General features: G+C 65.9%; 23 protein-coding genes and 1 tRNA gene. 13 read left to right on the top strand and 11 right to left on the bottom strand.

All coding sequences use genetic code 11. From position 1 onward, the window contains the following. Positions 1 to 299: 299 nt before the first annotated feature. The 7 genes from ribB (at position 300) to G5V65_RS08860 (ending at position 5,643) form a co-directional block, all read left to right on the top strand. Complete coding sequence (gene ribB, locus G5V65_RS08890) at positions 300 to 1,397, top strand: 3,4-dihydroxy-2-butanone-4-phosphate synthase (RefSeq protein WP_165049110.1); 1,098 nt, start codon at positions 300 to 302, stop codon at positions 1,395 to 1,397. A 3-nt stretch (positions 1,398 to 1,400) separates the two neighbouring features. Then, entirely contained in the window at positions 1,401 to 1,901 is a 501-nt protein-coding gene (locus G5V65_RS08885; protein ID WP_165049108.1) for a 6,7-dimethyl-8-ribityllumazine synthase, read from the top strand. After that, positions 1,898 to 2,359, top strand: a complete 462-nt coding sequence (gene nusB / locus G5V65_RS08880; RefSeq protein WP_241250505.1) for a transcription antitermination factor NusB — start codon at positions 1,898 to 1,900, stop codon at positions 2,357 to 2,359. Before G5V65_RS08885 ends, nusB begins: the two co-directional genes overlap by 4 nt. 123 nt (positions 2,360 to 2,482) lie before the next feature. Continuing rightward, positions 2,483 to 2,800, top strand: coding sequence for a hypothetical protein (locus tag G5V65_RS08875; RefSeq protein WP_165049106.1), 318 nt, complete (start codon positions 2,483 to 2,485; stop codon positions 2,798 to 2,800). Between the two features lie 119 nt (positions 2,801 to 2,919). Beyond that, complete coding sequence (locus tag G5V65_RS08870; protein WP_165049104.1) at positions 2,920 to 3,801, top strand: LysR family transcriptional regulator; 882 nt, start codon at positions 2,920 to 2,922, stop codon at positions 3,799 to 3,801. 213 nt (positions 3,802 to 4,014) lie between these two features. Further along, on the top strand, positions 4,015 to 4,857 hold the full coding sequence (locus tag G5V65_RS08865; protein WP_241250504.1) for a DUF481 domain-containing protein: 843 nt from the start codon (positions 4,015 to 4,017) through the stop codon (positions 4,855 to 4,857). A 327-nt stretch (positions 4,858 to 5,184) separates the two neighbouring features. After that, positions 5,185 to 5,643 (top strand): MmcB family DNA repair protein, encoded by a 459-nt coding sequence (locus G5V65_RS08860; RefSeq protein ID WP_165049102.1) that lies wholly within the window; start codon positions 5,185 to 5,187, stop codon positions 5,641 to 5,643. 3 nt (positions 5,644 to 5,646) lie between these two features. On the opposite strand, the gene G5V65_RS08855 is transcribed toward G5V65_RS08860, so the two are convergent. Beyond that, positions 5,647 to 5,868 carry a DUF6324 family protein gene (locus tag G5V65_RS08855; RefSeq protein WP_165049100.1) on the bottom strand — a complete coding sequence of 74 codons (222 nt, stop codon included), beginning with the start codon at positions 5,866 to 5,868 and terminating at the stop codon, positions 5,647 to 5,649. 116 nt (positions 5,869 to 5,984) lie between these two features. On the opposite strand from G5V65_RS08855, the gene G5V65_RS08850 reads away from it, so the two are divergent. Next, positions 5,985 to 6,061: transfer RNA gene (locus G5V65_RS08850), tRNA-His, on the top strand. A gap of 144 nt (positions 6,062 to 6,205) precedes the next feature. On the opposite strand, the gene G5V65_RS08845 is transcribed toward G5V65_RS08850, so the two are convergent. After that, entirely contained in the window at positions 6,206 to 6,394 is a 189-nt protein-coding gene (locus tag G5V65_RS08845; RefSeq protein WP_165049098.1) for a hypothetical protein, read from the bottom strand. Between the two features lie 196 nt (positions 6,395 to 6,590). On the opposite strand from G5V65_RS08845, the gene G5V65_RS08840 reads away from it, so the two are divergent. Beyond that, entirely contained in the window at positions 6,591 to 7,031 is a 441-nt protein-coding gene (locus G5V65_RS08840; RefSeq protein ID WP_165049096.1) for a MarR family transcriptional regulator, read from the top strand. Between the two features lie 21 nt (positions 7,032 to 7,052). Here G5V65_RS08840 and G5V65_RS08835 read toward each other — a convergent pair whose 3' ends face one another. Beyond that, positions 7,053 to 7,868: a lytic murein transglycosylase gene (locus tag G5V65_RS08835; RefSeq protein ID WP_165049094.1), complete on the bottom strand. Its 816-nt coding sequence runs from the start codon at positions 7,866 to 7,868 to the stop codon at positions 7,053 to 7,055. Between the two features lie 201 nt (positions 7,869 to 8,069). Between G5V65_RS08835 and G5V65_RS08830 the strand changes: the two genes are divergently transcribed. After that, the gene (locus G5V65_RS08830; RefSeq protein WP_165049092.1) at positions 8,070 to 10,040 is read left to right on the top strand and encodes an oxidoreductase; all 1,971 of its coding nucleotides are present in this window, start codon (positions 8,070 to 8,072) and stop codon (positions 10,038 to 10,040) included. A gap of 91 nt (positions 10,041 to 10,131) precedes the next feature. Here the strand turns inward: G5V65_RS08830 and G5V65_RS08825 are convergent, their stop codons facing one another. The 6 genes from G5V65_RS08825 to G5V65_RS08800 form a co-directional block, all read right to left on the bottom strand. Next, complete coding sequence (locus G5V65_RS08825) at positions 10,132 to 12,222, bottom strand: oxidoreductase (protein WP_165049090.1); 2,091 nt, start codon at positions 12,220 to 12,222, stop codon at positions 10,132 to 10,134. Between the two features lie 11 nt (positions 12,223 to 12,233). Beyond that, a complete protein-coding gene (locus tag G5V65_RS08820; protein ID WP_165049087.1) occupies positions 12,234 to 12,998 on the bottom strand; it encodes a carbon-nitrogen hydrolase family protein in 765 nt (254 codons plus the stop codon). Between the two features lie 76 nt (positions 12,999 to 13,074). Next, a complete protein-coding gene (locus tag G5V65_RS08815; RefSeq protein WP_165049085.1) occupies positions 13,075 to 14,103 on the bottom strand; it encodes an extracellular solute-binding protein in 1,029 nt (342 codons plus the stop codon). A 20-nt stretch (positions 14,104 to 14,123) separates the two neighbouring features. Beyond that, a complete protein-coding gene (locus tag G5V65_RS08810; protein WP_165049083.1) occupies positions 14,124 to 14,927 on the bottom strand; it encodes an ABC transporter permease in 804 nt (267 codons plus the stop codon). Next, a complete protein-coding gene (locus tag G5V65_RS08805; protein ID WP_165049081.1) occupies positions 14,924 to 15,844 on the bottom strand; it encodes an ABC transporter permease in 921 nt (306 codons plus the stop codon). Before G5V65_RS08805 ends, G5V65_RS08810 begins: the two co-directional genes overlap by 4 nt. Next, a complete protein-coding gene (locus G5V65_RS08800) occupies positions 15,844 to 16,899 on the bottom strand; it encodes an ABC transporter ATP-binding protein (RefSeq protein WP_165049079.1) in 1,056 nt (351 codons plus the stop codon). The genes G5V65_RS08805 and G5V65_RS08800 overlap by 1 nt, the downstream gene beginning before the upstream one ends. A gap of 78 nt (positions 16,900 to 16,977) precedes the next feature. Here G5V65_RS08800 and G5V65_RS08795 point away from each other — a divergent pair, with 78 nt between their 5' ends. From G5V65_RS08795 to G5V65_RS08785, 3 genes are all read left to right on the top strand, one after another. Further along, a complete protein-coding gene (locus tag G5V65_RS08795; protein WP_165049076.1) occupies positions 16,978 to 17,769 on the top strand; it encodes a helix-turn-helix transcriptional regulator in 792 nt (263 codons plus the stop codon). A gap of 88 nt (positions 17,770 to 17,857) precedes the next feature. Next, positions 17,858 to 19,342, top strand: coding sequence for an aldehyde dehydrogenase (locus G5V65_RS08790; RefSeq protein ID WP_165049074.1), 1,485 nt, complete (start codon positions 17,858 to 17,860; stop codon positions 19,340 to 19,342). A gap of 240 nt (positions 19,343 to 19,582) precedes the next feature. Further along, positions 19,583 to 19,978, top strand: coding sequence for a response regulator (locus G5V65_RS08785; RefSeq protein WP_165049072.1), 396 nt, complete (start codon positions 19,583 to 19,585; stop codon positions 19,976 to 19,978). A gap of 69 nt (positions 19,979 to 20,047) precedes the next feature. On the opposite strand, the gene G5V65_RS08780 is transcribed toward G5V65_RS08785, so the two are convergent. Both G5V65_RS08780 and G5V65_RS08775 read right to left on the bottom strand, forming a co-directional pair. Further along, the gene (locus tag G5V65_RS08780; protein ID WP_165049070.1) at positions 20,048 to 20,407 is read right to left on the bottom strand and encodes an Hpt domain-containing protein; all 360 of its coding nucleotides are present in this window, start codon (positions 20,405 to 20,407) and stop codon (positions 20,048 to 20,050) included. Positions 20,408 to 20,412: 5 nt separating this feature from the next. After that, positions 20,413 to 21,867, bottom strand: coding sequence for a sensor histidine kinase (locus G5V65_RS08775; protein ID WP_165049068.1), 1,455 nt, complete (start codon positions 21,865 to 21,867; stop codon positions 20,413 to 20,415). Positions 21,868 to 21,876 lie beyond the last annotated feature (9 nt).

Below are 21,876 nucleotides of genomic sequence, written 5' to 3'. Positions count from 1 at the left end.
GAATCAACTTCATCCCTATTCGCAGAGGGCCACGACCTGGGGCGGGGTGAAGGCGGGGGATCGGGTGAACCTCGAGGGGGATAGGATGGCGCGCTCTGTCGCGCGGCTGCGCGACTGGGCCTGATCGGGCGCTCTCTTTGGGGCGGCGGGCGCGCGGGGGCGAATTTTCTGCGAAAATTCGGCCCGCCCGGGGGCGGGCTGCGCCTGTCGGCTACGGTGCATTCCGCGGCGGCTCTGCTCTGGCCTTTGGCGGCGTCGCGGAGTAGGAGTCGGGCGAGAGCTGCAAGGGCCTGACGCGCATGATGAAGACCGACACCGATTACTCTGACGCCATTTCCTCGACCGAGGAGATCATCGAGGATGCCCGCAACGGGCGCATGTTCATCCTGGTGGATCACGAGGACCGCGAGAACGAGGGCGATCTGGTGATCCCGGCACAGATGTGCACGCCCAATGCCATCAACTTCATGGCGACCCATGGGCGCGGGCTGATCTGCCTGGCGCTGACGGCGGACCGGGTGGATCAGCTGGGGCTGAAGCTGATGGACCGGAAGAATTCGTCGCGGCATTCCTCGGCCTTCACGCTGTCGATCGAGGCGGTGGAGGGCATTGATACCGGCATTTCCGCGGCGGACCGCGCGCGGACGGTGGCAGTGGCGACGGACCCGACGAAGGGGGCGGCGGATATCGCCTCGCCGGGGCATATCTTCCCGCTGAGGGCGCGGGATGGCGGGGTGCTGGTGCGCGCGGGCCATACCGAGGCGGCGGTGGATGTGAGCCGGCTGGCCGGGCTGAACCCGTCGGGCGTGATCTGCGAGGTGATGAACGATGACGGGACCATGGCCCGTCTGCCGGACCTGATCACCTTTGCCCAGAAGCACGGGCTGAAGATCGGGACGATTTCGGACCTGATCGCCTATCGGCGGCGGCATGACAACCTGATCAAGGAGACGGCGGTCCGGTCCGTGCATTCGGAACATGGCGGCGACTGGCTGATGCGGATCTTTGCCGACGAGACGCAGGGTGCCGAGCATGTGGTGCTGACCAAGGGCGACCTGACAGGGGAGGCGCCGGTTCTGGTGCGGGTGCATTCGCTCAATCCGCTGGAGGATGTGCTGGGCATCGGCGATGGCAGCGACCTGCCCGCGGCGATGCGGCTGATCGCGGCCGAGGGGCGGGGCGTGGTGGTGCTGCTGCGCGACACCTCGATGAAGATGGTGGAGGGGGGCGAGCATTCGCCCCAGACGCTGCGGCAATACGGGCTGGGGGCGCAGATGCTTTCGGCGCTGGGGCTTTCGGCGATCACGCTGGTGACGAATTCGGCCGCGCCGCGGGTGGTGGGGCTGGAGGCCTATGGACTGACCATCGCGGGCACGCGCCCGATCCGGGGGGCCTGAGCCATGGCGGGATCCGAGACGCATTACACGCTGCCGCTGCCTGTCTTTGACAGGCCGGTGCGGCTGCTGGTCGTGGTGGCGCCCTATTACAAGGACATCGCCGACAATCTGGTGGCGGGGGCGCGGGCGGTTGCCGCGCAATGCGGGGCGGATGTCGAGGTGGTGGAAGTGCCCGGTGCGCTGGAAGTGCCGACGGCGATCGCCATGGCGGAGCGGCTGGCGAAATATGATGGCTATGTCGCGCTGGGCTGCGTGATCCGGGGCGAGACGACGCATTACGACACGGTCTGCAACGATTCCAGCCGGGCGATTTCGCTGCTGGGCCTGCAGGGGGCCTGCATCGGCAATGGCATCCTGACGGTGGAGAACCGCGCGCAGGCCGAGGTGCGGGCGGATCCGGCGGGGCAGAACAAGGGCGGCGGCGCGGCGGCGGCGGCCTTGCATCTGATCGCGCTTTCGCGCAATTGGGCCGGCCAGACCAAGGGGATCGGATTCCGGGCATGACCGCGCCTGACAAGAAGCAGATGAGATCGGCCGCGCGGCTTTATGCCGTGCAGGCGCTGTTCCAGATGGAGGTGAGCGGCCAGACCGTCGAACGGATCGTGCGCGAGTTCGAGACGCACCGCTTTGGCGAGGTACTGGACGAGGGCGAGATGGCCGAGGGCGATCCGAAGCATTTCCGCGCTGTCGTGGATGCGGCGGTGAACTGGCAGGCGAAGATCGACCAGTTGACCGACCGCGCGCTGGTGGCGAAATGGCCCATCGACCGGATCGACCCGGTGCTGCGCGCGCTGTTCCGCGCCGCGGGGGGCGAATTGGTGGAGATGGACACCCCGCCCAAGGTGGTGATCAACGAATATGTCGATGTGGCCAAGGCCTTTTTCCCCGACGGGAAGGAATCGAAATTCGTGAATGCCGTCCTGGACCACATGGCGCGCGAGGAAAAGCCTGCGGCTTTCTGACGCTTTTTCAGGCGAAAAGCCGCCCAGCGGCGGCGCGCGCGGGGGCTGCGGCAAATTGGGGCTGGAAGTGGCGCGGCAAGGGGCTAGGCTTTGCGTCAGGCCTGTGGGCAATGGAGATGGGACATGCCGAAACTGATCCGCCTTTACATCCAGAGCATCGCGATCGGCTTTGCGCTGTCGGTTGTCTTTCTCGGGGCGCTGGTCTGGATGGATGTGGCGGGGCTGCAGCATCTGATCCTGGGATCCACGTCCGGCTTCGTGGCGGCGGCGATGATGGTGGTGTTCAACGGGATCATCTTTTCCGGGGCGCAGTTCGCCATCGCCGTGATGCGCCTTGCCGATGAGGACGAGCCGCCGCGGGGCGGGCTGCGGGCGCATCTGGTGGCGATCCCGGTGCGGGCCGAGGCGCGGGTGGCGGTGAAGGCGCGTCGCCGGGGCTGAGCCGGGCGCAGGGCCGACTGAGGGCCGATGGCGGGCATGATGCCCCTTTCCCGGTGGGAGAGGGGCTTTTTCATGGGTGAAGCAGGCGGCCGCGGGTTGCCTTGGCAGGGATATGCCGGATGGATTTGCAGCTTTTGCGCAGTTTTCTGGAAGTGATCGACACCGGATCCTTTGCCGCGGCGGCGGACCGGCTGCATGTCACGCAATCGGCGGTGTCGTTGCGGATCGGGCGGCTGGAGCAGCAGCTGGGCCGGCCGCTGTTCCAGCGCGGCAAGACCGGTGTCACGCCGACGCATGCGGGGCGCGAGTTCCGCCGTCATGCCGCGTCGATCCTGCGAAGCTGGGAACAGGCGCGGATGCAGGTGGGCGGGGCAGAGACCCCGGCCACGTCGCTGGCCATCGGGGCAGAGATCGCGCTGTGGTCACGGCTGGGGTTTCGCTGGCTGGACGGGTTGCTGGAAGAAGAGCCGCGTATCGCCCTGCGCAGCGAGGTGGACGGGCCCGATGCGCTGATGCGGCGGCTGGCGGAGGGCACCTTGCAGGTGGCCTTGACCTATAGCCCGGCGGTGCGGGCGGGGCTCGACTGCGACCTGCTGATGGAGGATGAGCTGATCCTTGTTTCGCCCTGGGAGGATGCGCAGCTTTCCGATCTGCGGGGGCGCTATGTCCTGGCGGATTGGGGGCAGGATTTCCTGCGCTTTCACGAAACGGCGCTGCCGGATCTGCCCCTGCCGGATCTGCAGATGGCGCTGGGGACGCTGATTCTGCGCTATATCGCGACGCGGCCGCTTGCGGCCTATGTGCCGGCGCGGGCGGTGCGGGGCTATGTGGAGGCGGGGCAGCTGTTTCCGGTGGAAGATGCGCCGAGTTTTGCGCAGGACATCTGGGCCGTCTGGCGGAATGACGTCGATTCACAGTTGCGCGATCTGGCGCGTGGCCGTCTGCAGGCGGCGATTTCGCAGGTCCAGGCCGAGGTTGCGGACCTGATCGGAGAGGAGTGAGGCCCCGGCAAGCCCTTGAAACCCTGCCGGAATTCGCGCGGCCTGCGGGCGGTGGGGGCGCAAGGGCGCCGCGTCAAGGGGAGAGGGATACGAGAAATACTTGTATCAGACATGAGTATTTTTTGAATTTTCAAATGAAATCAAAAGTTTATCTCGGCCTTCGTGACAAGTTCGATGGCCCCTGAGGGGCTGGCTTGCAGGAAAGGACATGAGATGAAGACGATGACCAAGACCGTGATCAAGGCAGGCGGTGCGTCGATGCTGGCGCTGCTGGTGGCGGGCCCCGTGCTGGCGCAGACCACCATTACCGGGGTGCGCGACGTGAATGACCGGATCGACGACATCAACGAGATCGTGGCCGAAGACATGGAGCGCGCCGAGGATGCGGCCCGTTTCGGCAATCCCGAGGCGCGGGCCGGCCTGTCGGGCAGTGCCTCGATCGGTTACTCGGGCAAGACGGGCAACAACGAGAGCCAGGAATTCTCGGGCGGGGTGCGGCTGTCCTATGCGCAGGGCAACTTCGTGCAGACCCTGGGCGCGGCGGTGGATTTCGCCGAGGATGGTGTCGGCAAGACCAAGGAAGACATCTTCGCCGTCTATGACGCCAACTATTACTTCGACCAGAGCTTCTACGGCTTTGTCCTGGCGCGGCTGGAGGCCGACGGCCTGGCCAGCACGGCGGGCGATGTGCGGCGCGACGGATTTCTGGGCTTTGGTCCGGGATATCGCGTCGTGAACACGCCCGACATGACCTGGCGTCTGCAAGCCGGGATCGGGGTGAGCTATCTGGAGGACGGCCTGCGCAATTCGGTGACGGAGACGGGCTATCTGGCGGCGTCGCGCTTTTACTACCGGATCAATGACGGGGTGTTCATGACGAATGATACCGATGTTCTGGCCTCGGATTCGGCCCTGCGCGTGAACAACGATCTGGGCGTGAACTTTCGCGTGACGGATGCGGTATCGACGCGCATCAGCTATCTGAGCGAATACAACGACAACCGCGCGATCCGCACCGACAACAAGCTGGGCGTGTCGCTGGTCTTCGGGTTCTGATCCTGTCCTGACTGTGCCTGACCTGGGGGGCGCGCGCACAACCGCGCCCCCTTTCTTGCGTGGCATCCGGGGCTTTGGGTGGCGGGCCCGCAGCAGCCGTGGATGGCATGGTTTCCCGAGAGCCAGAGGTCTCAGGTGGGTGCCAGGTAGCAGGACCAGGATCCTGCCAGAGCCAGCCCCCATTCGTTTGCTTATCGGCCACTGGAAAAGAGCCTCGCACGCGAAGAGCAGCACCCGCCACCTTCGGAGATAGGCCCTGCGCAGGCTCTGCGCAAGCCGTGGGCGGGGGGGCTTGAAGGATGTTCATGATTGGTTCATGTTTGCATCATGGATCACGCCGCCGAAACCCTGCCCCTGATGCCCGGCCAGCGCCTGCAGCGCGGGGTGTGCCGCGGGCTGCGGTCGATGGATTTCGTGACGGTGGAGGAACTGGTGCCGGCGCCCGGCCTCAGGGTGGATGTGATGGCGCTGGGCCCGAAGGGCGAGATCTGGGTGGTGGAGTGCAAGTCGGGGCGGGCCGATTTCACGGCGGACAGGAAATGGCAGAACTATCTGGAATGGTGCGACCGGTTCTTCTGGGCGGTGGATGCGGATTTCCCGGTCGATCTGCTGCCGCAGGACAGCGGGTTGATCCTGGCCGATGCCTTTGACGCCGAGATCCTGCGGATCGGGCCGGAGGCGCCGCTTGCCCCGGCCCGGCGCAAGGTGATGACGCAGAAATTCGCCCGCCACGCGGCGCAGCGCCTGCAGGCCCTGCGCGATCCGGCGGCGGGGATCGGCTGGTAGGGATCAGCGCTTGCCGGGCTTGCCCTTCGGCGCGGTGGTGCCGATGGCGCGGGCGGCTTCGGCGGCGGCGCGGAGTTCCTCGGCGATCTCTTCGGCCTCGTCGGGATCGAAGTCGAGGGGCAGTTCGATGCCGCCTTCGGCTTCGACATAGATCCGCACCATGCCCTGATCGGTTGGCCCGATCTGGATATTGGCGGCGATGTCGCTTTGCCTGTCGATGCCCATGGGTGCCTCCTGCCGGGGTTCGCCTTGCCCTAGCGCGGGAGGGGCAAAGAGGCAAGACGGGCGCGGGCTTTCGCCTCTTGCAATCGGGGCAAGGCGGGGGTAAACGGCCCGCAAGTGCCGCCTTAGCTCAGTTGGTTAGAGCACCAGATTGTGGATCTGGGGGTCCCCCGTTCGAGCCGGGGAGGCGGTACCATCCCCCCCTTGCGGATTGCGAAGACAGGCGCGGCGCGATGCGTGGCGACGGGCGGAATGCGCCCGGCCCGGATGGCGGGCATGAAGAAACCCGCCCTTGCCAGGGGGCAAAGGCGGGTTCGGGCAGGATGCGGCGGGTGCCGGTTCAGGCGAACCAGACGATCAGGGCAAGGCAGAGCAGACCGGCCGTCATGGTGGCGCCGATGGCGGTGACGGCATCTTCGGCGATGGTCAGACGCTTGGCCGTTTCGGGGCGGACGTCGCAGACGCGGCACTGCATCGTGCTTTCTGCGAAACATTTGCCCTTGTAGGGACAGGAGATTTCCAATTCCATCGTGGCATTCCTTCGGTGGTGGCCGGAGCGTGATGAGCGAGGGCAGATCTCGCGCAGGGGCCGGCGGCAAAGCTGAATACTGGAATAGTCTTTCCGGGCCGGTTTCGGCCAGTCTGCAATTGGGTTGGGCGGGCGGGCGGAATGGCTGTGCCGTCGCGGTTCGGCGGGGAGGAAGGCATACGAAAGGGGGGTTGCCGTGGCAGAGAGGACCGGACCGGAGGCGGAACCGCCCTATGTCCTGGAGGATCAGATCGGCTTCAAGCTGCGGCTGGCCTATCAGAAGAACGTCGAGATCTTTGCCCTGGCCCTGCCGGAGATCACGCCGATGCAATTCGCGGTGCTGGCCAAGATGCAGGAGATGGGCACGCTGAGCCAGAACCGGCTGGGGCGGCTGGTGGCGATGGATGCCGCCACGATCAAGGGGGTGATCGACCGGCTGCGTCTGCGCGGGCTGGTGGAGACGGTGCCTTCGGCGACCGACAGGCGGCGGCTGGAGGTCAGCCTGACGGAGGAGGGCGCGGCCCTGATCGCGGCGCTGGCGCCGCGGGCGGCGCAGGTGTCGCGCCAGACGCTGCGCAAGCTGAAGCCGCGGGAAGTGGCGCAACTGCTGGATCTGCTGGACAGGCTGGTGGAATAGGCCGCGCGGGCGGCCTTTTTCCTAGCCGTCGATCCGCGCGCCCATCAGGGCGATGGCCTGCTGGTAGACGGTGGCGGCGTTCCACTGCTTGATCACGGCGAAGTTGGGTTCGCCCTCCTGATAGCCTGCACCGGGCCGCCAGCCCTTTTGCCGCAGGAAATTGGCGGTGGAGGCCATGGCATCGACCAGATCGGTCAGATCCACGCGGCCATCGCCATTGCCATCGACCCCGTAGGTCAGCGCATTGCCGGGCAGGAATTGGGTATGGCCAAGCTCTCCATGCTTGGCGCCGCGCGTCTGGGTGGTGATCGCGCCCGCGTCGATCAGTTTCAGCGCCCCGATCAGATGCGGGGTGAAGAAATCGGAGCGGCGGCAATCATAGGCCAGGGTGGCGATGGCCGAGACGACATTGGTATCGCCCATGAAGTTGCCAAAGCCCGTTTCCATGCCGTGAATGGCGATCAGCACGCCTGCGGGCACGCCATATTGGCGTTCCAGCGCGGCGTAGAAATCGGGGTTCTGGGCGCGGCGCTTGCGGCCCTGGCTGACGATCGCCTCGGCGCCGCGGATCTCGAGGAACTTGGTCAGGCTGTATTTGAAGCTTTTCTGGTTCCGGTCGGCCCCGATGGTGGCCTTGGAATAGCTGGTGGCCATCAGCGCCTCGATCCCGCGGCGGCCGACGCCGGCGGCCTTTGCCTCTTCGGCCATGAGGGGTTTCCAGCTTTCATACTGGCCGCCGGTATCGGAGCAGGGCGCGGCAAGGGCGGCGAAGGGCAGCGTGAGGAAGAGCGAGAGGGCGAGGCCGCGGGCAGGGATCTTGCGAAGAAGGCTGGACATGAAGCACCGTGGAAAAGGGATTTTCGCCTTGCAGGATAGGCAAGCGGGGCCATTGCGCAAGGGATCTGTGCGCGAGTGGGGCCGCGTGGGCGGGCATGTCGCCTGTGGGAAGGGCGTCGTCGGGAAAGGGCTGGAGGCGCGGGCGGGGCCGGGCTAGGCAAGGGGGGCCATCGGTGGCGCGGCGGGAGAAGGGGACAGATCATGGCGGACAGGGCGGCAGGCGCGGCGTTTCCCCATCTTTTCGCGCCGCTGCGCATTCGCGGGGCCGAGATCCGCAACCGGATCATGTCGACCGGGCATGATACCGTTCTGCCGGTGGATGGCCATGTGAACGAGGCATTGATCGCCTATCACCGGGCGCGGGCGCGGGGGGGTGTCGGGCTGATCGTGACGCAGGTGGCGGGGGTGCATGAGACGGCGCGCTATACCTCGCATCTGCTGATGGCGACGGAGGATGGCTGCATCGCGGGCTATCGGCGGCTGGCCGAGGCGATCCATGCCGAAGGGGCGGTGGTGTTTTCGCAGCTGTTCCATCCCGGGCGCGAGATCATGGAAAGTGCGGATGGGTTGCTGGCCGTGGCCTATGCGCCCAGCAGCGTGCCGAACGAGCGGTTCCATGTGATGCCGCGGGCGCTGCCGGTGGCGATGATCGAAGAGATCGTGGCGGGTTACGCGGCGGCGGCGCGGCGGATGCGGGCGGCGGGGCTGGACGGGGTGGAGGTGGTGGCAAGCCACGGTTACCTGCCCGCGCAGTTCCTGAACCCCCGGGTGAACCTGCGGCAGGATGGCTATGGCGGCGACGCGGCGCGGCGTCTGCGGTTCATGCGCGAGGTCTTGCAGGCGATCCGGGCCGAGACGGACGAGGATTTCGTCATCGGGCTGCGGATCAGCGCGGGCGAGCGGGATGACGAGGGGCTGACCGAGCATGAGGCGCGGGCGGCCTGCATCGCGCTGGAGGCGGATCTGGATTATGTCAGCGTGACAACCGGCACATCGGCCACTTTGGGGGGCGCGATGCATATCGCGCCGCCGATGGCCTATCAGCCGGGCTATGTGGCGCCGGAGGCGGCGAGCTTCCGGCAGGCGCTGCGGGTGCCGGTTTTCGTGACAGGCCGGATCAACCAGCCGCAGGAGGCCGAGGCGATCCTGGCCGCCGGGCAGGCCGATCTCTGCGGCATGACCCGCGCGCTGATTGCCGATCCCGAGATGCCCGCCAAGGCGGCGCGGGGCGCGGTGGACGACATCCGGGCCTGCATCGGCTGCAATCAGGCCTGTATCGGGCATTTCCACAAGGGGCTGCCGGTCTCCTGCATCCAGCATCCCGAAACGGGGCGCGAACTGGCCTATGGCAGCCTTGCGCCTGCACCGCGGCGCAAGCGCGTGATGGTGGTGGGGGCGGGGCCCGCCGGGATGAAGGCCGCCGTGACTGCGGCGCGGCGCGGGCATGACGTGACCCTGTGGGAAGCGGCGGCGCAACCGGGGGGGCAGGCGTTGCTGGCGCAGATGCTGCCCCGGCGGGCGGAGTTCGGCGGCATCGTCACCAATCTGATGCGCGAGGTGGAGCGCGCGCAGGTCCGGCTGCGGCGCGGCGTGCGGGTGACGGAAGAGGTGCTGCGGGATGAGGCCCCGGATGCGGTGATCCTGGCCACCGGGGCCGTGCCGCATGTGCCGGACCTGCCCGGGGATGGCGGGGTGGAGGTGGTGACGGCCTGGCAGGTGCTGCGGGGCGAAGCGCGGCCCGGCGGGCGGGTGGTGGTGGCGGATTGGCGCTGTGACTGGATCGGGCCGGGGCTGGCCGAGATGCTGGCCCGGGCGGGATCATCGGTCGTGCTGGCGGTGAACGGCCTGCATGCGGGCGAGGTGCTACCGCTTTACGTGCGCGACAACATCGCCGCCGAGTTGCACCGTCTGGGGGTGGAGGTGCGCCCCTATGCGCGGCTGTTCGGAACGGCGGGGGACAGTGTCTTTCTGCAGCACACGCCCAGCGGCGAGGCGATGGAGGTGGAGGGCGTGGCGACGCTGGTCCTGTGCCTTGGGCATCGCCCGGTGGACGATCTGGCGGAAGTGGCGGCCGGGCTTGGAATAGAGGTGCATATGGCGGGGGATTGCCTTGCCCCGCGCACCGCCGAGGAGGCGGTGTTCGAGGGGCTGAAGGCGGGCGCGGCGGTCTGACCTGATCGCCGGTCCGGCAGCGCGTCTGCACTTTTCATGCTTTTGCGGGCGCGAGAACCGGCCTGATCAGGCAATCCGTTTCACATTTCGATCATGGGGTCAGGTTGGGCGCATCCATCAGCGCGGCGATCTCGCGCCGGAAGGAGAGGGCGTCGCCGCGATCGGGGGCGTCCAGTTCCTCGGCATAGCGGCGGCCGGCATAGGTGGCCCAGGCGATGGGGCCGGGGGCGGCGGCGTCGCCGATGAGTTTGAGGCTGGCGATGCCTGCGGCCTGCCAGTCCTGCGCGCGGGTGGCGTGGAAGAGGCTGTCATTGGGGGTGCGGCTGGTCACCATGAGGACGGCGTCGCAGGGGATGGTGGTGCTGCGCCCGCTCCATGTGCAGGTGAGGCCGGCTTCGGTGGCGTGGATCGTGTCGGGGGCGTGGGAGAGGTGGATTATCACGCCAAGGTCGGCAAGGCGGCGCTGGATGGTCGCCTGCTCCAGCGTGTTGTCGGTCCATTCGGCGACCTTCACGGCGGGGGTGACGAAATGGACGGTGCAGCCTCGGGACACGAGGAGTTCGGCCATGACAGAGCCCATGTAGAAGTGGTCGTCATCGTAGAGGAGGACGGTGCCGCCTGTGGGGCCTGCGCCCGACATCAGGTCGTCGGGGGTGAAGATGGGCATGGCGGGATCGGTCGGGATGGGGTGGAGGTGGAGGCGGGCGACGGCGTCGCGTCTCCACTGGCAGCCGGTGGCGATGGCTATGTGTTCGATGCCGAAGGAAAGGATGTCATCGGGCGTCAGGGGGCTGTCGAGGTAGGTTTGCACGTTGGGCATGGGGGCGATCTGGCCCGTGCGGTAGTCGGCGACGCGGCCCCATGCGGAGAGACCCGGAAGGGTGCGTTCGCGGGCGACGCGGCCGCCGAGTTGGGTGGTAGCTTCGGCCAGTGTCACCTGATAGCCGCGTTTGCCGAGGATATGCGCGGCCTCCAATCCCGCGGGGCCAGCGCCGACGATGAGGACGGATTCGGATTTCCCCTTGGGGTGCATCCGTTCAGGGTGCCAGCCTTTGCGCCATTCCTCCATGAACGCCGTGTTCTGGGTGCAGCGCGAGATGCCTTGGGTCATGTCGCCAGAGACGCAGATGTTGCAGCCGATGCATTCGCGGATGTCGTCGAAGCGGCCTTCTTCGATCTTTTTCGGAAGGAAGGGATCGGCGATGGAGGGGCGGGCGGCGCCGATGAAATCGAGGATGCCCGCCTTGATCTGGCGGACCATCGCATCCGCGCTGGTGAAGCGGCCCACGCCCACGACGGGTTTGGAGGTGAGTTGCTTGATGCCCTTGACCAAGTCCTCTTGCGCGCCTTCGGGTTTGAAGCGGGAGGTGCCGGAGCAGGCCTCCCACGTGCCTTGCGCGAGATCCCAGATATCGGGCAGGTCGCCGTGCATTTCGATGAAGTCGCGGAGTTCGGCGTTGGAGAAGCCAAGCTCGCCGCCTTCGTGGAGGGAGAGACGGAGGGAGATGGCGAGTTCGCCTTTGGTTTCCTCGCGCGCTTCTTCCACGATTTCGCGCAGGAAGCGGGCGCGGTTTTCCAGGCTGCCGCCGTATTCGTCGGTGCGGTGGTTGGTGTTGCGCGACAGGAAGTGTTGCAGGATGCCGAAGCCATGCGCGCCGTAGAGGCAGATCAGGTCGAAGTCTGCGGTCTGTGACCGGCGGAAGGCGTTGCGGAACCAGCGGCGCAGGTCGCGGATGTCTTCGCGGTCCATCGTGCGGGCCTGCACCGGGTCGGAGGTGAAGGTGAGGATGGGGCCGCCAGAGACGGCGAGGGGGACTTCGCGGGAATAGAGGTTGGGGCCGTTGATGCCGGAATAGGCAAGCTGGATGCCCGCCAGCGCGCCGTGGGATTTCATCGCCTCGGCCATGCGGGCAAGGGCGGGGATATCGCGGTCGTCCCAGAGGTGCTGTTCGATGAAGGGGGTGATTTCAGAGGTGGGGTGGATTTCCGTCTGTTCGGTGAAGATGACGCCCCAGCCGCCTTCGGCCTTGGTCCGGCGCATTTCGACGACGGCGGAGGGGTCGCGATAGCCGCCGCCATTGCAATGGGGGACCTGGTAGAAGCGGTTCTTGGCCAGCTTCGGCCCGATGCGGAGGGGTTCGAAAAGGATGTCGTAGCGGCTGTCGCGGCTGTCTTTGGGCATGGGAATGGCCTTCAAACGGGGCGGAAATCGGTGAGTTGGGTCTGGATCAGCGCGGGGTCGGGCTGGCGGTCGATATCGGCGATCAGCAGGGCGGGGCCCGGGCCTGCGGCGGCGAGGATGGCCGCATCGGGGGCTGCGATGACCGAGCCGCCGCAATAGGTGATGTCGCCCTCGGTGCCGCAGTAATTGGCGTAGACGATGGTCAACCCGTGGTTGATGGCATGGGCGGGCACGACAAGGCGGCTGACATGGGTATTGGGTTCGGGATTGGCGGTGGGGACGAGGATGAGATCCGCGCCCTCTTCGGCGAGCTTGCGGGTGAGATGGGCAAACTCGACATCGTAGCAGATGAGCATGGCCGCCCGGATCCCGCCAAGATCGAAGGTCGAGACGGTGTCGCCGGGGGTGTAGATGGATTTCTCGCGCGGGCCGAAAAGCTGCACCTTGCGGTAATGGCCGATCTCGCGGCCTGAAGCGTCGAAGGCCACGGCGGAATTGTAGACATGGTCGCCGTCGCCTTCGGCATAACCGATGACGATGCCGCAGCCGTGGCTGCGGGCAAGGGCGGCAAGGCGCTGGTGCCAGGGGCCGCCGCGCGGCTGGGCGCGGGCGGGGATGTCGGGCTGGTTGTAGCCGGGCAGATAGGCCTCGGGCGCGACGAGGGTGATGGCGCCAAGGGCGGCAGCGGCGCGGAGCGCGGCATCGAGGGCAGCGAAGGCCCGGTCGTCCGATCCTTCGGGCGAGGGGCCCTGCCAGAGGGCGATGGGAAAGGACATTGGACCTCCGGTCCCGCGGGTTGGGGCTGGGTGACGGGGGGGTGCGGGGGGGCGGTTGCCCCCCCGCCTTGCAGGATCATTTCTTCAGGTTGGTCCAGATCGCGTCGTAGAATTGCTGGGTTTCCTGATCGCAGACCTGGATGAAGCTGCCCGCGGGCGCGTCGGCGGGCGGGTTGTTTTCCGGGCTGGACTTGATCGCCTCGTCCAGGAACGGCTCCACCCCCGTCACGCCCGAAGTGTAGGCGGCATAGTTCGTCACGGCGGCGGCGTTTTCCGGCTGCAAGAGGAAGTTCATGAATTTCAGCGCGTTGTCGCGGTTGGGCGCGTCCTTCAGCAGAACCACGTTGTCCATCCAGACGACAAAGCCTTCCTTCGGATAGGCATATTCCACATTCGCCCCCTCGGCGCGGGCCTTGGCGGAGAAGCCGTTATAGATCATGCCCGCCGCCGCATCGCCCGAGACCAGCACATCCTTCGCCGTGTCCGATCCGAAGGAGGCCCAGTATTGCTTGGCGTTGATCAGCATGTCGTTCAGCGCCTTGAGCTGTTCGCGGTCGGTCGAGCATTGCGGGATGCCCAGATAGATGGAGCCGAGCGCCAGAACCTCGCCCTGGCTGTCCAGCACGTTGATCTTGCCCTGCAATTCGGCGGGCGGGTCGAAGATCATGGCGAGCGTGTCGATATCGCCCGTATAGACATCGCGGTTCACCGAAAAGGCGGTGGAGCCCCACTGATAGGGGATGGAGGATTTGCGGCCCGGATCGAAGGGCACGTCCACCCATTGCGGGGCGATATTGCCGAAGTTGGGCAGTTCCTCGGGGGTGAAGCTGTCGAGAAGGCCCTCGCCCGCCATGATGGCGACCATGTAGTCGCCGGGGACGGCCACGTCATACTGGCCCATCTTGCCCGCCTTCAGCGCGGCGAGCATGGATTCGTTGCTGTCATAGGTGTCGATGGTGACTTCGATGCCGGTCTCGGCGGCGAATTTGTCCACCAGTTCCTGCGGGATGTATTCGAACCAGTGATAGACCGAGAGCTTGCCCTCGGCTTGGGCCGCGCCGGCGAGAAGGGCGAAGGCGGTGGCGGTGGTCAGCAGTTTCTTCATGGCAGACTCCCTGTTTGGATTCAGGACCGGGTTCTTTGCCCGATGCGGTTGACGTAGTAGGACAGCGTGACGAAGAGGATCGAGACAGCCAGCATCATGGTGGAGATGGCCATGATGTTGGGTTTGATGCCCTGCTTGACCGATCCGAAGATGGCCGTGGGCAGGGTTTCCATGCCTGCGCCCTTGACGAAATTCGTGATGATGAAATCGTCGAGCGAGATGATGAAGGCCAGCAGGAAGCCCGAGATGATGCCGGGCATCATCAGGGGCATCAGGATCAGGCGGAAGGCCTGCCAGCGGGTGGCATAGAGGTCGCGGGCGGCCTGTTCATAGGCATCCTCGATCCCTTGCAGCCGCGCCGCGATGGGCAGGTAGGCGAAGGGGATGCAGAAGGTGATGTGGGCGATGAGGATGGTCAGGTAGCCCGTGGTCAGGCCGATGGCGGAGAAGAAGATCAGCGTCGCCACGGCGATCACGATCTCGGGCACCATGAGGGGCAGGTTGATCAGCGCGAAGGTGGCGGATTTCCCCTTGAACCGCCCGCCCCGGATCATGGCGAGGCTGGCCGCCACGGCGATGGCGGTGGCGCTGGTGGCGGCGATGACGGCGATGGTGATGGAGTTCCAGGCGGCGGCCTTGAAGCGGGGGGCCTCTGGCCCGGTGAAGACATCCGCATACCAGCGCCAGGAAAAGCCGCCCCAGCTGGTGATCGAGGTGGAGCCGTTGAAGCTGTAGATCGTGACGACGATCAGGGGGGCGTAAAGGATGACGAGGCAGGCCACGGCCATGGCCAGGAAGCCGGGATAGTGGCGCACGCCCTTCATTTCGCCTCTCCCCTCGCCTGGGCGCGGGCATAGATCGTCAGCACGATCAGGACGAGGGTCATCAGGATCATCGCCGCCGCCGCACCGAAGGGCCAGTTGCCCTGCGAGCCGCGGAACTGTTCGTCGATGAGCGAGCCGATCATGAAGGTCTTGGCGCCGCCCAGCAGATCTGGCGCGAGGAAGGCGCCGAGGGAGGGGACGAAGACGAGGATGCAGCCTGCGATGATGCCCGGTTTGACGACGGGCAGAACGATCTCGCGCAAAGTGACCCAGCGCGAGGCGTAGAGGTCGGCCGCCGCTTCGGACAAAGCGAAGTTGTAGCGTTCGACAGCGGCGTAGATGGGCAGAACCATGAAGGGCAGGTAGCTGTAGAAGAGGCCCAGTTGCACGGCGAGGTTGGTATTCACCAGCGGAAGCGGGTCGGTGATCAGGCCGATGGACATCAGCGATTCGTTCAGCGGGCCATTTTCGCGGATCAGGAATTTCAGGCTGACCGTGCGGATCAGAAGGTTCACCCAATAGGGAATGGTGACAAGGAAAAGCCAGATCGCGCGTGTCTGCGGGGGCCTTGTGGCGATGAACCAGGCGGTGGGGAAACCCACGATCAGGCAGATCAGCGTGGCGACGGCGGCCTGCCAGATGGAGCGCGAGAAGATCGTGATATAGGTCCATTCGATGACGGGCGGTTCGTCGCCGAAAAGGCCGCGATTCAGGAAGAACTGGTCATAGGCGGCGAGGGTGAAATCCCAGACGACGCCGCCCCGGAACTCCTTGGTCAGGAAGGAATAGACCGCCATGAGGAGGACGGGCAGGACAAGGAAGATGCCGATCACCGCCCAAGTCGGGATCAGCAATGGGCCCACGATCCCGCGATAGCCCGATCCGTTGCCCTGTGGCGTGGGGGTGATGCCGGCCATCAGTCGGCCAGAAGGCGGGCCGCGCCTTCCTCCAGATGCAGCGCGACGGTGGTTCCGGGCGCGGGGATTTCGGTGCGGGCAGAGTTTTGCAGGCGGATGTGGAATTCCTCGCCGGTCGGAAGCCGGGTCAGGAGTTGCAGGTCGGTGCCGAGATAGACCACGCGTTCCACCGTTGCGGTCAGGTCGCCCGTGGTGGCAAGCGACAGGCGTTCGGGGCGGATTGACAGGTGGTGCTTGCCCGGTGTGGTGGCGGCAGCGGGGCAGGTGATGGCATGGCCGCCCGGCAGGGTGACGCGGGCGGTTTCGCCTTCGATACGGTCGACCGTCACCTCGATAAGGTTGGTTTCGCCGATGAAATCGGCCACGAAGCGGTTCACCGGGGCCTCGTAGATGTCGCGCGCGGTGCCGATCTGCTGCACGCGGCCCTGGGACATGACGGCGATGCGATCCGACATGGTCAGCGCCTCTTCCTGATCATGCGTCACGAAGATGAAGGTGATGCCGGTCTGTTCCTGAAGCGTCTTGAGTTCCACCCGCATCGCCTGCCTGAGTTTCAGGTCGAGCGCGGAGAGCGGTTCATCGAGGAGCAGCACCTTGGGTTCCGGCGCCAGCGCCCGGGCAAGGGCCACGCGCTGTTGCTGGCCGCCGGAAAGCTGGGCGGGCAGACGGTCGGCGAAGGCGGAAAGGTGGACCATTTCCAGCATCTTTCCCGCCCGTGCGGTGCGGTCGGAAAGCGGCACCCCCTTCATCTTCAGCCCGAAGGCCACGTTATCCAGCACGGTCATGTGCGGGAAGAGGGCATATTGCTGGAAGACGGTGTTGACCGGGCGGTGGTTCGGGTCAAGCCCGGCGATGTTCTGGCCGAAAAGGGCAATCTCGCCTTCTGTCACATCCTCGAAGCCCGCGATGCAGCGCAGGAGCGTGGTCTTGCCGCAGCCCGAAGGGCCGAGCAGGGTGAAGAATTCGTTGTCGGCGATGGAGAGAGAAACGCCGTGCAGCGCCGTGGCGGTGCCATAGCGCTTGACCACGGATCGGATGTCGATGGCTGTTGACATGCGGCCCCATACCCCTTGGACTGTGGGAGAAGCTTAAGATCGCAGGAGACGGGGGGTATATACCCCCAGAGAGGTATGATGCAGCCGCTGCCCAACAGCGCCGAGGGGCAATTGGCCCAGGTGATCCGCCGGGTCGGGGCGGCGGGTTTCGAAGGGGCCTTGCAGGAATGGTTCCGCCGCTGTGTCGCGCCGGACAACCTGATCATCCTGGCCTATCGCGATTCCGGTTCGCCGCTGGTCCTTTTCCGGCAGAGCGATCTGCCGCAGGTCTTCGTGCAACTGGACACGACCTATCTGCCCGGGGCCTATCTGCTGGATCCGTTCCACGACCTGCATGTGTCGCGGGCACCGGCGGGGGCTTACCGCTTGCGCGATGTGGCCCCGGATGCCTTTCACCGCAGCCGCTATTTCCGGGAGTATTATCAGCAGACGACATTGCTGGATGAGATCACCTTCGTCCTTTACCCCGTGGCCGATGTGTCGCTGAACATCTGTCTGGGGCGGGATGCGGCGTCAGGGCTGGCCTTTTCGGCGCGCGATGTGGAAACGTGCCAGCGCATCGCGCCCATCGTCACCGCCTTGGGCGAGGCGCATTGGCAGGGCCTTTCGTCAGAGCGCGCAACCCCCGACGATGTGCCGGCGCAACTGGTGCGGGCGGTGGAGGCGGCGCATGGCATCCATCTGTCGCCCCGTCAGGCCGAGGTGGCGCTGCTGATCCTGCGCGGCCATTCGACGGATTCCATCGGGTTGCGGCTGGGGGTCAGCGCGCAGACGGTGAAGGTGTTCCGCAGGCAGCTTTATGCACGCTGCCGCATTTCCTCGCAGGCGGAACTGTTTGCGATGATGCTGCCGCTTCTGACGGCTGCTTAGGTTCTGCCTAAGCAGCGGGGTGGAAATCTGTCATCACGCCCGGGCGGGGCTTGGGGCAGTCTGGCGCGGCGAACAGGAGGGACAGGCGATGACGATCCATGCCGAATGGAAGGCGAGGGCGGCTGCCCTGAAACTGCGGACGGGGCTGTGGATTGACGGGCGCTGGCAGGAGGCGGCGTCGGGCGCGCGCTTTGCCACGGTGAACCCGGCGACGGGCGCGGTGCTGGCCGATGTGGCGCGGGGCGATGCGGCGGATGTGGACCGGGCGGTGGCGGCGGCGCGGGCGGCGTTCGAGGATGGGCGCTGGTCGCGCAAGGCACCTGCCGAGCGGAAGGAGGTGCTGCTGCGCCTTGCCGCGCTGATCCGCGCGAATGTGCCGGAACTGGCGCTGCTGGATACGCTGGACATGGGCAAGCCCATCGCCGAATCCTCGACCATCGACGCGCCGGGATCGGCGCATTTCTTCCAGTGGCATGCCGAGGCCATAGACAAGCTTTATGACGAGATCGCACCGACTGGCCCCGGCGATATCGCCATGATCCGGCGCGAGGCGCTGGGCGTGGTGGGGGCGGTGGTGCCGTGGAATTTTCCTTTGGACATGGCCACTTGGAAGCTGGCCCCGGCCCTGGCTGCGGGGAATTCGGTGGTGCTGAAGCCTGCGGAACAGTCGCCCCTTTCGGCGCTGCGGCTTGCGGAACTGGCGGCAGAGGCGGGGCTGCCGGATGGGGTTCTGAACGTGGTGCCCGGATACGGGCATGAGGCGGGGCAGGCGCTGGGCCTGCACCCTGATGTGGATTGCCTTGCCTTTACCGGGTCGACCGAGGTGGGCAAGCTGTTCCAGACCTATGCCGGGCGGTCGAACATGAAGCAGGTCTGGCTGGAGACGGGGGGCAAGTCGCCCAACATCATCTTCCCCGATGCCGATCTGGACCGGGCGGCGGATATGGCGGCCTTCGGCATCTTCTTCAACGCGGGCGAGGTCTGTTCGGCCAATTCGCGGCTGCTGGTGCATCGCGACGTGCATGACGCGATGGTGGAGCGGCTGGCGGCGCGGGCGGGTGCGGTGGTGCAGGGCGACCCTCTGGATCCCGCCACCACGATGGGGCCGATGGTGGACAGCCACCATGCGGGCCGCGTGGCGGGGTTCATCGAACGGGCGCGGTCCGGGGCGCGGCTGGTGACGGGGGGCGAGAGGCTGACGCGGGACGGATCGGATGCCTGGATCACGCCCACGATCTTTGATCGCGTGGACCCCGGCAGCGAATTGGCGCGGGACGAGGTCTTTGGTCCGGTGCTGGCCGTGATCCCCTTTGCCGATGAGGCCGAGGCGCTGCGCATCGCCAATGACAGCGCCTATGGGCTGGCGGCCTCGGTCTGGACGCGGGATATCGACCGGGCCTTCCGGATGAGTGCGGCGCTGAAGGTGGGGACTGTGTCGGTGAATACGGTGGATGCGCTGTCGGCCATGACGCCCTTTGGCGGGGTGAAGCAGTCGGGTTTCGGACGCGATCTTTCGATCCACAGTTTCGACAAATACACCGCGCTGAAAACGGTCTGGGTGAAGCTGGGATGATGTCAGGGTGACGTAAGGGAAGATGGGCGAGTCGTTTCCTTGCCGCGCGATGATCTGCGACGTTCTGTCCCGCCTTCCGCCGGGCGGGCCGCGGCATTGTAATCCATTGAGAAACAATCCGTTCCCCGAAAATGTTGAAGAAAGTTAAAGGGGTGATTGACGCGGCGGGCGTCCATCGTCACGCTCTGTTCAGGAGGCGGCACGGGGAAAGCCGCGATCCTTGCGCACCGGGGGGTGCCAATGACCGGACTGAACCGCATTCTTCACGTCGAGGACGATGAAGACATCCTGATGATCGCGCGTCTGGCCCTGGCCGACCTGGGCGGTTTCGAGGTGCTGCAATGCTCTTCAGGGGCAGAGGCGCTGGAGAAGGCGCAGGCCTTCGCGCCGGACCTGCTGCTTCTGGATTTCATGATGCCCGGGATGAACGGCATGCAGACCCTGCAGGCGCTGCGCGAGAGGCCGGAATTCGCCGATACGCCCGCCATCTTCATGACGGCCAAGGCGATGGAACTGGTGGAGCAGGAACTGGCCGGTCTGGGCGTGGTGGGCAAGATATCCAAGCCTTTCGATCCGGTGGCCCTTCCGGACGAGATCCGCCGCTATTGGGACGCGCAGGGCACGGGCGGGGCGTGAGGCCGGACAGGGCGCGCAGGATCTGCGCGGGCGATCCTGAAGACAAGGGCCGCGCCGCGCGTTGACGGATCAACGGGCGGCGATGGTTTCCTCGATCTCGGCCAGCAGAAGGGCGAGGCCGTCGATGATGCGGTCCGTGACGGGCACGCCGTCATTGCTGCTGTGCCAGGGTTCGAGCAGTTCATCGACGAGGGCCGCCGCCTGACCGAGGCTGGTGAAGCCCAGCGTCGGGGCGACGCCGCGCATCTTGTGGGCGTCTTCCTGCAACTGGCGCATGATGGCGGGTTCGACATCGGGGGTTTCGAAACTGTCGAGGAAGGTGGTCAGCCGATCCCGGCGCGGCGGCAGCGTCCCGATGAAATGGGCGCGGATCGGGGCGAGACGCGCGGCCATGTCGGCAGGTTGCGGAAGATCGGCTTGAAAGGTCATCTCGGTCAGTCCTTGAAGGGAAAATCTATGACGAAGGTGCTGCCTTCGCCAAGCTTGCTTGTGTAATCCACCGCGCCGCCATGGGCCGCCATGATTTCCTGCGCGATGCAGAGGCCAAGCCCGGTGCCGCCATGGCTGCGCCGGTCGGAGCTGTCGACCTGCGAGAACTTGCCGAAGACCTTTTCGCGCGAATTGGGCGGGATGCCGATGCCGTGATCCTGCACCTCGACCAGCACGCGCTGGCCGCGCAGGACGACGCGCACCTCGACCTGTTCGCCGCGGCGCGAGAACTTGATGGCGTTGGACAGCAGGTTGTCCAGCACCTGATGCAGCCGGTCGCGATCGGCCTGCACGATGACCATTTCCTCGGGCGCGAAGAGGACGAAGGTGATCCCGTAGGTCTGGGCAAAGGATTCCATCGCGGCGAGGCTTTCCTCGACGATGGAGACGAGGTCCAGCTCATCGAAATCATAGCTCATCTGGCCGGATTCGATCTTTTGCAGATCGAGGAGGTCATTGATCAGGGCCGAGAGACGGACGCTGTTCTTGTGGGCGATTTCGAGGATGTTGCGCGCCTTGGCGGGATCGCTGTCATAGGCGCCGGTCCGCAGCAGGCCGAGCGCGCCATTGATCGAGGTGAGGGGCGTGCGCAATTCGTGGCTGACGACAGAGACGAATTGCGACTTCACCTCATAGGCGGCCTGGACGCGGTCACGCTCCAGCCGCAGTTCATCGAGCTGGTCAAGGCCGCGCCGATAGAGCCTGAGGAAGATGATGGAGCATTCGACCACGAAGAACAGCACGAAGACCACGGTGAAAAGCTGCAGCCAGAGGAAGCTCTGGATCGGGGGCATGACCTTGAGGATGTCGGCGATGGGGATGTAGAGGAACACCCCGGCATACATGATCAGGCGCACCAGCAGGATCTGCGGGATCTGGTGGTTGTTCACCGCGGCAAAGAGGCCCGCGGCGAAGAGGAAGAAGAGCGGCATGAAATGGGAGGAGATGCCTTCCATATAGGCCACGATGCCGGCCCAGACGACGATGGCCGCCGTGCTTTGCACGGCTGAAAGCAGCAGAAGATCACGGTAGCGGCGGGCCTCGCGCAGGCTGCCGCCCTTCCATTTCACGATGCGCAGCGACAGCCAGGTGTCGCAGAATTCGGTGAACTGGATGAAGAGGTAGCAGAAGACCGCCACCTGAAGATCGTAGTAGAAACCGCACAGAAGGGCCGCGGCGGCATAGATCGTCTGCCGTTTCCAGAAAAGTTCCAGCGTGACGGTCACATAGTCGCGCACCTGCTTTTCCAGCCGCGTCGCGCTGGTTTCCAGCCGCAACGTTCCGCGCAGGTAGCGGCGCAGGCGCATCCCCGCCGACAGGCGCGTGGCCCGTGCGGACGGCCCGGCGCTTCCGGGCGCGCGGGTCTTGGCAGGCGCCGCGTTGAAGGGGGCGGAAGTCATGCTCTGATC

Origin of the sequence: Paragemmobacter kunshanensis, from assembly GCF_011059185.1 — a bacterium.
In the GTDB taxonomy this organism is placed as follows: Bacteria; Pseudomonadota; Alphaproteobacteria; order Rhodobacterales; family Rhodobacteraceae; genus Paragemmobacter; species Paragemmobacter kunshanensis.
This window is presented reverse-complemented; position numbering and strand designations above follow the sequence as displayed.